The following is a 12,750-nucleotide window of genomic DNA, read 5'->3' as shown; positions in this document are numbered from 1 at the left end:
CTCTCGTGCCTCCCCGCGCCGCTGGTCGTGGAGTTCCCGGCGCGCGCCTCGGAGCTGGCGCCCACCCGGCACGCGCTGCGCGCCTGGCTCGACCGCTGCGGGCTGGACCGGGAACAGGTCCAGGACGTGCTCATCGCCGCCGGGGAGGCGTGCGCCAACGCCGTCGAGCACGCCTACCGCGACGTGCCCGCCGGTGTGGTCCGACTGGAGGCGTCCGTGGCGGCGGACCGGCTCAACCTGACCGTGACCGACGACGGGCGGTGGCGGCCGGCGGAGCCCGACACGAGCGGCTACCGCGGCCGGGGCATCAAGGTGATCCGCGCGCTCGTGGCGGAGCTTGCCGTCGTCCCCGGCCCGACCGGCACGACCGTCGAGATGGACGTGAGGATCCCGCGATGACCGCAGAACTCGCCCTGGTGCCCTCCCGGACGCCCGACGGCGGCCCGCTGCTGACCGCGTCGGGTGAGATCGACCTGTCCAACGTCGGCGGGTTCGCCGACGCCGTGGCGGCGGGCGTGGCGGGCGGTGAGCAGCTGACCGTCGACCTCACCGCCGTCGACTACCTGGACAGCGCCGCGCTCAACGTGCTGTTCGACCACGCCGACCACATCCGGGTCGTGGCCGCCAGGCTGCTGCTGCCCCTGTTCCGGGTGTGCGGCCTGACCGAGCTGGTGGAGGTCGATCAGGCCGCGACGTGACCTACGCGGCGCGGTCCGCGGCGGCGCACCGCACGTGCGGCGCGAGGGCGTCGGCGATGAGCGCGTACCCGGCGGGGGAGGGGTGGAAGCGGTCGCCGGAGAACAGCGCCGGCTCGGCCTTGAACCTTGCGAACAGCTCGGGGCCGACCGTCGCCACCGTGCCGCCCGCCAGCCGGACGGCGTCGGCCTGGACCCGCGCGTACATCTCGCTGGCCCGCGAGACCAGCTCGCGGTAGGCGGGTGGGACGTGGGAGACGATGCCGAGGTCCGGTGCGGTCGCCACCACGACCGCGGCGCCGGCCCGGCGGAGGTTGGCGACGGCGTCGTGCAGCAGCCGGGCGCCGATCGCGGGTGGGGTGAAGGAGGTCAGGTCGTTCGCGCCGATCACGAGCAGCGCCAGGTCGACGCCGCCGGGCAGGGCTTCGCGCACCTGCTCGGCGAGGTCGATCGACCGCGCGCCGGAGACCGCGTGGACCCCGAGGTCCACGTGGTGCCCGTCCGCCCGCAGCGCGTCGGCCAGCCGGTGGCCCAACGTCTGCTCGGCGCTCGTGCACCCGACGCCGAAGGCGAGCGAGTCGCCGAAGACGCGGAAGCGGAGAGTTTTCGTCATCACCAGGTACAACGCTTCGCGACCTTGAGATGATCCCATTGCTACTTGCGTCACACCCCTAGGACGTCGGGCCGTTGACCTCCCGATCACGTGGTGACGCGCCCGCCGCGACCGGAACGGGTGAACTCGGCGACGCCCGCTTGCCCGACCGGCCGGTCCTGGGAGGGTCGTGAGCCGGAACGCCCCCCGACCACGGAGCCGACGTGCGCCTGTCCTACCTCACCTACCGCGACGCGCTCAGCTCCATGGGCGACCCCCGCGCCGACGCCGCCGTGGCCGACCTGGTCGACGCCGGGCGCTTCGACCCCGGGACCGCAGATCCGCTGTCCGTCCCGGGCCGGGCGGACGCGCTGCCGGTCCGGGCGTTCCTGGAGGGCGTGCCGAGGCTGCCGCCGTGGGTGAGGCCCGAGCGGTTGCGGCGGATCGCGTCGTTCTTCCGGCGGCGCGGCGCCGGGCTGGCCGCCGTGCAGGCGACCGCCGGGCTCGTCGGCACCTACCTGTCGCCGCCCAGCGCGCGGGCCCTGCGCGCGGCGCGCGAACTCGGCCTGCCGCACCGGCGACCGACCCGCGCCGCCCGGCTGTTCACCGGGCTGGCCGACCCCGAGGCGTTCAGCGGCGCCCGGATCGCCCCGCTGTGCTCGCGGACCCGCCTGGCGCACGCGGCGGTGCGGCGACTGCTGCCGCGCGTGGGCCGGTGGGACGGCGCGGAGCCGCCGCTGTCCCAGCTGAACGTCGCGGGCGCGGTGCTCACGCTCTCCGTGGGCGGCCCGGACGCGCTGGCCAGGGTCGGCGTCCCGACGACCGAGGAGGAGCGGGAGGACCACCACTACGCCTGGCGGATCATCGCCCACTTCCTCGGCGTGCCCGACGAGTACCTGCCGGACTCCGCGGCCGAGGCGCGCGAGCTGTGGGACGAGGTCCGCGCCCACGAGTGGGGGCCCAGCGAGGCGGCCGTCCAGCTCACCCGCGCCACCATCGGGAGCTACCAGGAGCACGTGCCCGCCGAGCTGCGCGCGGCCGTGCCCGGGTTCGTGCGGCGGGCGCTGACCGACGAGCACGCCGACCTGGCGGGGGTGCCGGAGGGCGCGTTCGACGACCGCGTCCTGGCGGCTCTCGGGGAGGCCGTCGAGCGCATCGCCCGTGAGGCGGCGGTGGTGCCGCGACCCCGTTCGGCGCGGCCGGTCGAACAGGGGGCTGCCACCTGATCGCGTGGGCTTGCCCGGGCCGGGGTTCTTCGAGGTGCTCATTCGTGACCCGGTGAACCTGGTGTTCGTCGCTCGCTGCTGGTCAGAACGTCCCCAGCGCGTCCGCCAACCCGGAGATCTCGCGCACCTGCGCCGCGGTCAGGTGGCGGACGTCCCAGAGCAGCGCGGCCACGTCCGCGGCCGCCGCGGAACGCTCACCGCCCCCGACCGCTCCCCGCACGCCGGTCAGGGCTCGCAGGGTTTCGCCCGGGACCCCGAGCACGGTCGCGAACCCGCCGAGGAGTTCGGCGTCGAGTTCCCGGACGCCGCGTCCCACCGCGCCGATCGTCGCCGCCGCCGGGTAGACGCCCGACATCAGCTGCACCACCTTGGCCGCCGAGTACCAGCCCAGGTTCCGCAGGGCCGGCATCCTCACCAGGAGGGAACCGAAACCCGGGGGATACTCCTCGTGAGGCCGCGGCTGTCGGGGAGGGGCGATTCGCGGCGGCTCGGGCAGGGACCGGGCGAAGTCGCGCAACCGCCGCCTGTCGGGCTCGGGCACGCGGAGCGCGCGCCGCACGAGCAGGGGCAGTTCCCGACCGGCGCCCTCATCGCGGGGCAACGCATCGCCGCAGAAGCGTTCACTCCACGTGCTGGGTGACCGTACCCCGCACGAAGTACCGCTGGGCCACCAGGAACAACAGCACCATCGGCACCGTGGCGACCACGCTCGCCGCGAGCACCAGCTCCCACTGCGCCTCGCCGCCCTCGCCGAACCGGTCCAGCACGGCCTTCAACCCGCGCGGCAGCGTGTAGAGCTCCGGTTCGCGCAGGTAGATCAGCGGTTTGATCAGGTCCGTCCAGGCGGCCTTCAGCTCGAACACGAACACCACCACCAGGCCCGGCCGCGCCAGTGGCAGCGCCATGGCGGTGAACAGCCGCCACGCGTTCGCGCCGTCGACCTTGGCCGCGTCGAACACCTCCCGCGGCAGGCCCAGGAAGAACTGCCGCAGCAGGAAGATGTAGAACGCCGAGCCGAACAGGTTCTGCGCCCACAGCGGGACCTGCGTGGTCGCCAGGCCCAGCGCGTGCCACTCCAGGTACACCGGCACCATGGTGACCGCGGCGGGCAGCATCATCGTCGCCAGCACCACGCCGAACAGCGCGTCGCGCCCCCGGAACCGGAACATCGCGAAGCCGAACGCCACCAGCGCGCTGGCGACCGTCGCCGCCGCGGCCGCCGCCACGCCCACCGCGACGCTGTTGCCGACCCACGTCAGCAGCGGCACCGCCCGCCACACCTCGACGTAGTTCCCCGGCGAGAACGGGCGGGGCAGCAGCGCGTTGTCGAACACGTGCGCCCGGTCCTTCAGCGAAGCGCTGACCAGCCACCAGAACGGGTAGCCGAACGCCAGCGTGACGACCAGCAGCCCCGCCCCCACCCCGAGCCGCTTCACGACCGGTCCCCCTCGTAGTGCACGTACCGGCGGGACAGGCGCACCTGGACCGCGGTGACGACCGCGATGATGGCGAACAGCCCCCACGCCAGCGCGGAGGCGTAGCCCATGCGCAGCGACCCGAAGGCCTCCTGGAACAGGTGGATCACGTAGAACAGCGCCGCGTCGCCCTCGGCCGACTGCCGGGCCCGCGCCCCGAAGAACATCGCGTACGCCTCGGTGAAGACCTGGAGCGAGGCGATGGTGTTCACCACGGCGGTGAAGTAGACCGTGCCGCTGATCCCCGGCAGCGTGACGTGCCAGAACTGCCGCCACGGGCTCGCGCCGTCCAGCCGCGCCGCCTCGTAGCGCTCCAGCGGCACGCGGGTCAGCGCCGCCAGGTACAGCACGGCGGTGCTGCCCACGGTCCACAGGCTCATCACCACCAGGCCCGGTTTGATCCACGTCGGGTCGGTGGTCCAGTTCGGGCCGGTGAAGCCGAACCAGCCCAGGAACGCGTTGACCGCGCCGTTCTGGCCGTTGAGCAGCAGCAGGAACATCGCGGCCAGCGCCACCGGCGGCGTCATCACCGGCAGGTAGACGATCGTGCGGAAGAACCCGGCGGCCCGGCCCGCGCGGCGCAGCAGGCTCGCCAGGCCCAGCGCCAGCACGATCTGCGAGGGCACGTGCAGGGCGGTGAAGAACACCGTGTTCCACAGCGCGGTGCCGACCCGCTCGTCGGTGGCCAGCTCGCGGTAGTTGTCCAGCCCCACGTAGGTCGGCGGCGCCAGCATGTCGTAGTGGGTCAGCGACAGCCACAGGCTGAACAGCATCGGGCCCGCGGTGAAGGCCAGGAAACCGATGATCCACGGCGACAGGAACAGCCAACCCGCGCGCGCCTCGCGCTTGGTGACCGACATGGCGCTACCTCCCGCCCACGCGCTTGAGCGCGCGCTCGGCTTCGCGTTGGGCCTGCGCCATCGACTCCCGCGCGTCCTGCTGCCCGTTGAGCACGCGGTTCACCGCTCCCTCCCAGGCCCGCACCAGCTCGCTGGCGGCCGGGCTCGGCGGCACGGCGAACGCGGTCTCCTGCAACGCCAGCACGGTCGGCACGCCCTGCCTCAGCACGCGGTTGTCGCCGGGGTCGAACACCTCGCGGTGGATGCGCTCGTCGGCGACGCGGTTGGCGGTGAACGTGCCGCCGTAGGGCTTGCCGGCGGCGGCCAGCGCGTCCCGGCGGGCCTTCGCGGCGGTGACCCAGGTGTCCGGCGCGGTCATGGTGGCGATGAAGTCGCAGGCCGTGCCGGGGTGCCGGGAACCCTTCGGGATCGCCCAGGCCGAGCCGTAGGAGTCGGTGAGCGGGTTGCCCCGCCGGTCGGTGAACGGCACGACCGTCACGTCCACGTCGGGTGAGTTGGTGGCCAGGGTGTTGAGGTACCAGGAGTCCATCACCATGGCGGCGAGCTGGCCGGTCACGTAGTGGTTGTTCGCGCCGAACTGGTCGAAGGTGTCGCGGAACGCCTTGAACGACGCCCAGCCGCCCTGCCGGTCGACCAGGTCGGCGGTGGCGCGGACCGCCTCGACCACGCGCGGGTCGTCCAGGCGGGCGCCGGGGCCGGCCAGGTCCGCGCCGTTGGCCTTGGCCCACAGCGGCAGGAACTCCGGCACCTTGGGGTCGAAGCCGATGCGCTGGGGCCTGCCGCCGTCGAGCCGGGCGAGGCGGTCGGTGAGCGCGGGCAGGGCGGACCAGTCGGTGGTGGTGAGGGCGGCGGGGTCGAGGCCGGCCTCGCGCACCACCGGGTTGTTGATGATCAGGAGCCGGAGGGTGGAGAACTCCGGCACCCCGTAGACCCTGCTCTCGTGGGTGACCTGGCTCAGGGCGGCTTCGCGGAACTGGCCCAGGTCGACGTCGTGCCGGGCGAGGCAGTCGTCCAGCGGTTGGACCGCGCCGCGGGCCGCGTAGCTGCCGAGCTTGGAGCGTTCGGCGTAGACCAGGTCGGGCGGGTCGCCCGCGGCCACGGCCGACAGGAACTGCTGCTCGTCGAACGCGCCCTCGTTGATGCGGAGGTCGATGTCGGGGTAGGTGCTGCGGAAGACCTCGACGCGTGCGGTGGCGTGCTCGTCGGGGAGGCCGAAGCCCATGGTCACCAGGGCGTTGGGCGCGTCGCCGGGCCGGTCGCCCAGGCCACCGCAGCCCGAGATCGCCAGCAGGGACGCTGAGATGAGCAGGAGCACGCGCATGGCCGCCTCCGGCGTTGATCGACACCGGAACTGTTCCCGCTCCGGGGCCCGGTCACACCCAGGTCGCCCGGATGGCCCATCGCGGTCCACTGTGGATGATCATTTCACTGGTCGCGGGCGCGCGGCTCGTGGAGTCCTGGACGTGGAACTCGGCGGTCCTGGGCGTACGACTCGGTGGTTCTGGGCGTACGACTCGCGCGTGCTGGAGGTACGACTCGCGCGTGCTGGGCGTACGACTCGCGGTGTCCGAGTGGAGGACACGTGATGTCCGAGTGGAGGACACGCGGTGGGTCAGGGGGTGGACTCGGCGGTGGCGTCGGCGGCTTCGGCCAGGTCCAGGGTGCTGCCGGTGAGCTTGCCCCGGACGGTGAGGGCCTCGGCTAAGCGGGTCAGGTAGGTGCGGCGGACGGGGGCGGTGAGCGGGGTCCGCCGGACGGCGGTGCGGTAGCGGATGATCGCCTCGTCCAGGTCGGCGCGCCTGCCGGTGCGGGCGTAGCGGCGGCCCACCAGGTCGGCCAGCGCGACCTGGCACGCGGTGCGGTTCCAGCCCTGGTCGGCGTGCGGCGCCTTGAGCGCGTCCCGGTAGGCGGCGATCGCGTCGTTGAGGTCGACGGGGTCGTCGTTGAGGCGGAACCGCCTGGCCAGGGCGTTGCCGAGGGCTTCGGCGCCGGCGGCTCGGCGGGGGTCGGCGACCGTGGTGTCGCGCAGCGCGCGTCGACACCGGGCCACGGCCTCGTCGACGCCCTCGTCGCCACTCCCGTGGTCGGCCGTCAGCTGCTCCTGGCCCCACCCGCTGGACAATGACCCTCCCGGTGCTCCGAACGGCCGCCGTGGTGCGGCCGTCAAGGCAAAGCCGCGGCGGGTGGGACAACCCTACTCGTCGGCCGGGACACGCCGGGTGACGGGACGGACCTGCACTGAGGGGCCAGGTTCACGGTGGGCGGCGGGCCCCTCGACCGCGGGCTAGGCTCGCGGTGTGGACGACGCTTCGAAGGCCTCCGACGCCAACCCCGAGCACGCCCAGGGCGGCACCTACTCGGTCAAGGGCAAGGAGTACACCCGCGACACCCGCTACATCACCACGCGGATCACCGCGGACGGCCGCGACGGCTTCCCCGTCGAAGCCGGCCGGTACCGGTTGGTCGCGGCACGCGCGTGCCCGTGGGCGAACCGGGCGATCATCGTGCGCAGGCTGCTCGGCCTGGAGGACGCGCTGTCGATCGGCATGCCCGGCCCCACGCACGACGCCCGGTCGTGGACCTTCGACCTCGACCCCGGCGGCCGGGACCCGGTGCTGGGCATCGAGCGCCTCCAGGAGGCCTACTTCAAGCGCGACCCGGAGTACCCGCGCGGGATCACGGTGCCGGCCATCGTCGACACCACGACCGGCGCGGTGGTGACCAACGACTTCGCCCAGATCACCCTCGACCTGTCGACCGAGTGGCGCGAGCACCACCGCGAGGGCGCGCCCGACCTGCTGCCCGAGGCGCACCGCGACGAGATCGACGAGGTGAGCCGGCGGGTGTTCACCGAGGTGAACAACGGCGTGTACCGGTGCGGGTTCGCGGGCAGCCAGGAGGCTTACGACGAGGCGTACGCGCGCCTGTGGACCGCGCTGGACTGGCTGGAGGAGCGGCTGACCGACCGGCGGTACCTCGTCGGCGACACCATTACCGAGGCGGACGTGCGGCTGTTCACCACGCTGGTGCGCTTCGACCCGGTCTACCACGGCCACTTCAAGTGCAACCGGAACAAGCTGGCCGAGATGCCCGCGCTGTGGGCGTACGCGCGCGACCTGTTCCAGACGCCCGGTTTCGGCGACACGGTCGACTTCTGGCAGATCAAGCGGCACTACTACGTCGTGCACACCGACATCAACCCGAGCGGCATCGTCCCGGCCGGGCCGGACCTGTCCGGGTGGGTGACGCCGCACGGGCGGGAAGCGCTGGGCGGTCGGCCGTTCGGCGACGGCACGCCGCCGGGGCCGGTGCGCGAGCCGGTCGACCCGGCTCACACGCCGCTGTCCCGCTGACGCCGGCGGGTCCTGCGAGGGCCGTTGGTCGACGCCGGCGCAGGCCGTTCCCGAGGGTGGTGGGCGGCGCGCCGGCGGGTGCGCGGGTGGCGCGCCGGCAGGTCCCGGGGGTTGTGGGGCGGCGCGCCGGCCGGTCCTGGGTGCGCGGGTGGTGCGCCGGCAGGTCCCGGGGGTTGTGAGGGTGGCGCCGGCGGGTTCCGACGGTCGTCGGTGGGGCCGGCGGGGTCTGAGGGCCGTCTGTCGTGGCGAGTGCGGGGAGGCCGTCGGTCGGTCAGCCCTCCCCGCACGGCTTCATCAGGGGGCTCCACTCCCGCGCCAGCTCGGCCGCCAGGCGCATGTTGGCCGCCGCCGCGTCGAGCGTCCGCCTGCCGTACCCGCACGCCGCCGCCACGCCCGCGACCGGCGCGCCCAGCGCCTCCACGGTCAGGGACAGCGCCCGCCTCGTCGCCTCCGGGTGCGCCTCGGCGACCACGCCGGCGATGACGTCCACGCCCCGTCGCAGGTGCCGCAGCGCCGCGAAGAACGCCGGGTCCGTGGGTGGCGCGGTGTCGCCGCTGGTCACCGGCAGGTGGACGGTCGGCATCGGCAGGCGCAGCCGGGCGAGCAGGTCGGCCAGCCCGTTGAGGAACTCGACCGCGGGTTCCAGGTCGGACGGGGCGAACACGGGCACGTGCTCCAGGTCCCCGTAGCACAGGTGCAGCACCCAGCTGACCCTCGGCGCGGCCCGCAGCACCTCCGCCACCTGCCCGCTCAGGTCGCGGGTCAGCATCGGCCACGCCTCGCGCGAGGTCCGGTGGTAGGCCACGAGCACGGCCGGCGTCTCCAGCTGCAGCTGCACGCGGTCGCCCCAGGCGGCGGCCAGCGCGGCGACCTCGCCGACCACCGCCTCCTGCACCGCGGGCATCCAGTCGCGGGCCGCCTCCACCGAGCCCGAGGCGAACAGCGCCAGGTCCAGCGAGTTGGGGACGCCCACCTGCACCCGGACGCCAGTCGTGCCGAGCGCGTCCAGCGCCGCGAACGCCGTCTCGGCCTGCGCAGGGCGGCCCGGGGCCACGTCGCCGGGCAGCAGTCGGTGACCGGGCCGGATCCGGTAGTAGGGCATGTCGTCGTAGCCGCGGCTCGCGCCGCCGCGCACCTGCTCCAGGCCGGGCACGGCGGCCAGCCCCTCGAGCCAGTCGATGATCCAGCGCGGGTCGCGGTCGTAGGGCAGCGCGGTCAGCTCCGCGCCGGCGCGGTGGCCGAGGAACCAGCTCATCGCGGCCCTCGCGTCCTCGCACAGCGGGTGCGGCAGCGAGCCCACCAGGTGGACGGGCAGCGGGCGCGACGTCCAGTGGGCTGGCGTCGCCGGGGATTCCGGGATTGTCTTCATGGCGGGTCCTGACTGTCGCTGGGGGCCGGGTTTCGGAGACATGGTGACAGCTCCGAGCGGGTCCACATGATCACCGAACGCCTGGCGCAAAGATCATCCACGCGATCGTGTGACGTCTCGTCCCAGAGCGCGGGATCGTTGGGGGACAGCGAGAAGCGCCTCGGAGCAGGGGTTTCGTCACTCACACGAGTGGAATGCCGCGGGATGCGCCCTCCCGACCGGACGGACCCCGTCCGCTGTGCTGCACTCGAAGGGTCAGGTTGCGCCGCGGACGCCCGCGGCGCACCGGTGGGAGGGAGGCGAGGAGCCGGTCCGGAACCCGTTGGTCCAGCGGTGAACCGGTCCACCCCGGACGCGTCGGCCGCCCGCGGCGCGTTGTCGGCGGTGCCCCCGCGAGGACCTCGTCCCGTGTGGACGCCGCTCCGGATCCGGTCGGTCGCGCGCGGAGCGCGGTGGGGAGTCGACGGCGTGGGGTTGGCCGATTCCCCGACCCTCCGCGCCGACGACCGACCAGGGGGCGGTTCGGCTGGTGGGCGCGGAGGTCTTCTTCCGCGATGTGGTGCCGAACCGCCCCCGGACCGCCCGGGTCGCCGGGACCTCCACTCCCCGGCCGCGGTGACGACGAACCGTGTCCACACGAGACCGGACCGGGCACCGTCCACAACCGCCCACCGCCGTCCACACCGGACCGCGCCGGCCCCCGTCCACCCGAGACCCGGACCCGCTCCCGGGTCGAGGGCGCACTCCGGGAGGAGGATGACCATGCCGACCCGGGTAGCCACGCCTACGACGTGCGGCGCACGCGGCTGCGCGCCGACCACGAGGACGGCGGCGTGCCGCACCGGTACTTCTTCCGGGTCTACGCGGTGGACCGGCCGCTGGGCCCGGGGGAGGGCGTCACTGCCGACGACCTGCGGGCCGCGGTCGAGGGGCGGGTACTGGCGCGCGGCACCCTGATGGGCCTGTTCGGCCGCTGACGCAGGTCAGCCGGGGTCGAGGGTCAGCCCGGGTCGCCGCGCCGCTTGCGGTGGGCGACCCAGCCCAGGTCGACGACCAGCACGACCGCCAGCACGCCCAGCAGCACCGCCGGCCAGGTCAGGCCGGCGCGCCACGCCAGCACGGCCGCCACCCCGTTGAACACGATGCCGAACCCGGCGAGCCACAGCCGCAGGGTCAGCGCGCTGCGCGGTGGCGCGGGCGGCGGCAGTTCCTCGGTCATGTCTCCTCCTCGCGCGGTGGGCTACCCGCGCCGGGGCCCGCCGATGCGGGTGTCAACCCCGCGCGAGGTGCTGCTTGGCGGCCTCGTAGCCCAGGTGCAGCCAGTCGGAGGCCGCGACCGCGAACAGCGTGCTCATGCCCAGCCGGGTGGCGCGCGGCGCGAGCACGCGGCCGGCGGTGAGGGCGGTGGCGACCCAGACGCCCGAGCAGAACGGGCAGGTCACCAGCTCGCCGACGGCGTGGCGGACGCCTTCGCCGCGTGCCGACTCGTTGACCTCGGCCACCCCGGCGGGCTCCTCGTACCGGGTGAACGGGGCGCGCAGCGCGGCGGTGATCGAGCTCTTGGTCAGGAGCCTGCTCGCCTTGTGGGTGGCCACCGAGAGCAGCAGCACGTCCCCGGCGGAGACCTGCTCGGGCAGCCGCGCCCCGGTGCGGCGGCCGACGAGCACGGCCGTCCCGACCAGGAGGGCGTAGGAGCTCATCGCGGACAGGTACCCCGCCAGTGGGCGCTGCTCCCCGTTGGAGTAGGCGGTGCGGATGCGTTCGAAGCTCCGGGCGATCGACATGTGCGGTGATTTGCCGATCGGCGGGAGTTCAAACCGCGTAGCGCGATCGTCCACCCGCCGACCGGCACGCAGTCAGCCCGTCCAGGCGAGCAGCGCCTGGCTGCGCTCGGGGCTGCGCAGCAGCCGCAGGGACTCCTTCTCGAGCTGCCGGATGCGCTCCCGGGTCAGGCCGACCTCGGCCGCGACCTCCTGGAGCGTGCGCGGCCGGCCGTCGTTCAGGCCGTAGCGCAGGGTCAGGATCAGCGCCTGGCGCGGCGGCAGCGTGTCCACCACGTTGAGCAGCTCGGTCACCATGCCGTTGTGCTCGACCACCTCGTGCGCCTGCACGGCCTCGGCGTCCTCGATCAGGTCGGCCACGGAGGTGCCGCCGTCGTCGCCGACCGGCGTCTCCAGGCTGATCGCGGTGCGACCCGCGGCCAGCAGGTCGACCACCCTGGTCAGCGCCGTGCCCGAGGTGGTCGCGATCTCCTCTGGCGTCGGGTCGCGGTCCAGCTCCAGCCGCAGCTTGCGCTCGACCTTGCGCAGCTTGGACAGCTCCTCGAACACGTGCACGGGCAGCCGCACGGTCCGCGTCTGCTCGGCCACGCCGCGTTCGATGGCCTGGCGGATCCACCAGATCGCGTAGGTGGAGAACTTGTAGCCCTTGGCGTAGTCGAACTTCTCCACCGCGCGGATCAGGCCCAGGTTGCCCTCCTGGACCACGTCCAGGAACGGCAGGCCGCGGTAGGCGTGCTTCTTGGCCACCGACACGACCAGGCGCAGGTTCGCCCGGATCATGTGGTCCTTGGCCCGCCTGCCGTCCGCCACGACCTGGCGCAGCGCGCGGCGCCGGTCGGCCTCCATGACGGGGCTCTCCCCGGCGTCGGCGGCGCGCAGCAGCTCGGCGGCGTACACGCCGGCCTCGATGCGCCGGGCCAGGTCGACCTCCTGCTCGGCGGTCAGCAGCGGCGTGCCGCCGACTTCGCGCAGGTAGTGGCCCACCAGGTCGGCGTCCTGCGACCACTCCCGACGGGACGCGTCGGCACGCTGCGGGCGGGTCTTCGTTGCGGTCGTCGAGGACATGCCTTCTCCTTCGGGGGTCGGCCCGCCCTGGGGCACGGGGGAGGGGTCGCTTCGGTGATGGCTCTTCCGGGCGATTTCGCGATGGCTTCGGCGGCTTTCGTCCGTGCCTGATCGAGCGACACCTCGTTCAACGGAGCGTGACGTACGTGCATTCCCTGTCGGGTTACCCGTATGGGGGCGACCTGCAACACAGGAACCGCATGGGTAAGTCTGTGCACAGGGGGTAGTCAAAAAGATGGACCGAGTACCGAATCGCCAGTCGATGGCCTGACCGGGTGGTGTTCCGAACTCGGCGGCGCGTCCCAGGACGCACCGCGGGGCGCGGACCAGGTCC

The 12,750-nt window shown here is 73.7% G+C and carries 14 protein-coding genes and 1 pseudogene; 5 read left to right on the top strand and 10 right to left on the bottom strand.

The features are described from left to right. Both ACFV4N_RS31325 and ACFV4N_RS31320 read left to right on the top strand, forming a co-directional pair. Window positions 1–399 (top strand): ATP-binding protein (locus ACFV4N_RS31325; RefSeq protein WP_499676236.1); only part of this gene is annotated, 399 nt, incomplete at its 5' end. Beyond that, on the top strand, window positions 396–698 hold the full coding sequence (locus tag ACFV4N_RS31320) for an STAS domain-containing protein (RefSeq protein WP_499676235.1): 303 nt from the start codon (window positions 396–398) through the stop codon (window positions 696–698). The genes ACFV4N_RS31325 and ACFV4N_RS31320, both read left to right, overlap by 4 nt. Before the next feature lies 1 nt (window position 699). Here the strand turns inward: ACFV4N_RS31320 and ACFV4N_RS31315 are convergent, their stop codons facing one another. After that, a complete protein-coding gene (locus ACFV4N_RS31315) occupies window positions 700–1,308 on the bottom strand; it encodes an SGNH/GDSL hydrolase family protein (RefSeq protein WP_499676234.1) in 609 nt (202 codons plus the stop codon). A gap of 203 nt (window positions 1,309–1,511) precedes the next feature. On the opposite strand from ACFV4N_RS31315, the gene ACFV4N_RS31310 reads away from it, so the two are divergent. Beyond that, window positions 1,512–2,513 (top strand): oxygenase MpaB family protein, encoded by a 1,002-nt coding sequence (locus ACFV4N_RS31310; protein ID WP_499676233.1) that lies wholly within the window; start codon window positions 1,512–1,514, stop codon window positions 2,511–2,513. 82 nt (window positions 2,514–2,595) lie between these two features. On the opposite strand, the gene ACFV4N_RS31305 is transcribed toward ACFV4N_RS31310, so the two are convergent. From ACFV4N_RS31305 to ACFV4N_RS31285, 5 genes are all read right to left on the bottom strand, one after another. Continuing rightward, on the bottom strand, window positions 2,596–2,922 hold the full coding sequence (locus ACFV4N_RS31305) for a hypothetical protein (RefSeq protein WP_499676232.1): 327 nt from the start codon (window positions 2,920–2,922) through the stop codon (window positions 2,596–2,598). Window positions 2,923–3,133: 211 nt separating this feature from the next. Beyond that, entirely contained in the window at window positions 3,134–3,949 is an 816-nt protein-coding gene (locus tag ACFV4N_RS31300) for a carbohydrate ABC transporter permease (RefSeq protein WP_499676231.1), read from the bottom strand. Further along, on the bottom strand, window positions 3,946–4,848 hold the full coding sequence (locus ACFV4N_RS31295; RefSeq protein ID WP_499676230.1) for a carbohydrate ABC transporter permease: 903 nt from the start codon (window positions 4,846–4,848) through the stop codon (window positions 3,946–3,948). Before ACFV4N_RS31295 ends, ACFV4N_RS31300 begins: the two co-directional genes overlap by 4 nt. Before the next feature lie 4 nt (window positions 4,849–4,852). Further along, window positions 4,853–6,169, bottom strand: coding sequence for an extracellular solute-binding protein (locus tag ACFV4N_RS31290; protein WP_499676229.1), 1,317 nt, complete (start codon window positions 6,167–6,169; stop codon window positions 4,853–4,855). Window positions 6,170–6,460: 291 nt separating this feature from the next. Then, window positions 6,461–6,970: a hypothetical protein gene (locus ACFV4N_RS31285; RefSeq protein WP_499676228.1), complete on the bottom strand. Its 510-nt coding sequence runs from the start codon at window positions 6,968–6,970 to the stop codon at window positions 6,461–6,463. 274 nt (window positions 6,971–7,244) lie between these two features. On the opposite strand from ACFV4N_RS31285, the gene ACFV4N_RS31280 reads away from it, so the two are divergent. Continuing rightward, window positions 7,245–8,201, top strand: coding sequence for a glutathione S-transferase family protein (locus tag ACFV4N_RS31280; RefSeq protein ID WP_499676237.1), 957 nt, complete (start codon window positions 7,245–7,247; stop codon window positions 8,199–8,201). Window positions 8,202–8,472: 271 nt separating this feature from the next. Here the strand turns inward: ACFV4N_RS31280 and ACFV4N_RS31275 are convergent, their stop codons facing one another. Continuing rightward, window positions 8,473–9,570 carry a hypothetical protein gene (locus ACFV4N_RS31275; protein ID WP_499676227.1) on the bottom strand — a complete coding sequence of 366 codons (1,098 nt, stop codon included), beginning with the start codon at window positions 9,568–9,570 and terminating at the stop codon, window positions 8,473–8,475. 827 nt (window positions 9,571–10,397) lie between these two features. Between ACFV4N_RS31275 and ACFV4N_RS31270 the strand changes: the two are divergent. Continuing rightward, window positions 10,398–10,547: pseudogene (locus tag ACFV4N_RS31270) on the top strand (YbhB/YbcL family Raf kinase inhibitor-like protein); the annotation flags it as partial. Window positions 10,548–10,570: 23 nt separating this feature from the next. Here ACFV4N_RS31270 and ACFV4N_RS31265 read toward each other — a convergent pair. The 3 genes from ACFV4N_RS31265 to ACFV4N_RS31255 all read right to left on the bottom strand — a co-directional run bounded on the left by ACFV4N_RS31265 (window position 10,571) and on the right by ACFV4N_RS31255 (window position 12,416). Continuing rightward, window positions 10,571–10,789 (bottom strand): DUF6343 family protein, encoded by a 219-nt coding sequence (locus ACFV4N_RS31265; protein ID WP_499676226.1) that lies wholly within the window; start codon window positions 10,787–10,789, stop codon window positions 10,571–10,573. A gap of 52 nt (window positions 10,790–10,841) precedes the next feature. Further along, the gene (locus ACFV4N_RS31260) at window positions 10,842–11,354 is read right to left on the bottom strand and encodes a DUF1360 domain-containing protein (protein ID WP_499676225.1); all 513 of its coding nucleotides are present in this window, start codon (window positions 11,352–11,354) and stop codon (window positions 10,842–10,844) included. A gap of 72 nt (window positions 11,355–11,426) precedes the next feature. Next, window positions 11,427–12,416 (bottom strand): sigma-70 family RNA polymerase sigma factor, encoded by a 990-nt coding sequence (locus ACFV4N_RS31255; protein ID WP_499676224.1) that lies wholly within the window; start codon window positions 12,414–12,416, stop codon window positions 11,427–11,429. Window positions 12,417–12,750: the final 334 nt, after the last annotated feature.

The sequence above is a fragment of the Actinosynnema sp. NPDC059797 genome, from assembly GCF_042732085.1.
Classification (GTDB): domain Bacteria; phylum Actinomycetota; class Actinomycetes; order Mycobacteriales; family Pseudonocardiaceae; genus Actinosynnema.
This window is presented reverse-complemented; position numbering and strand designations above follow the sequence as displayed.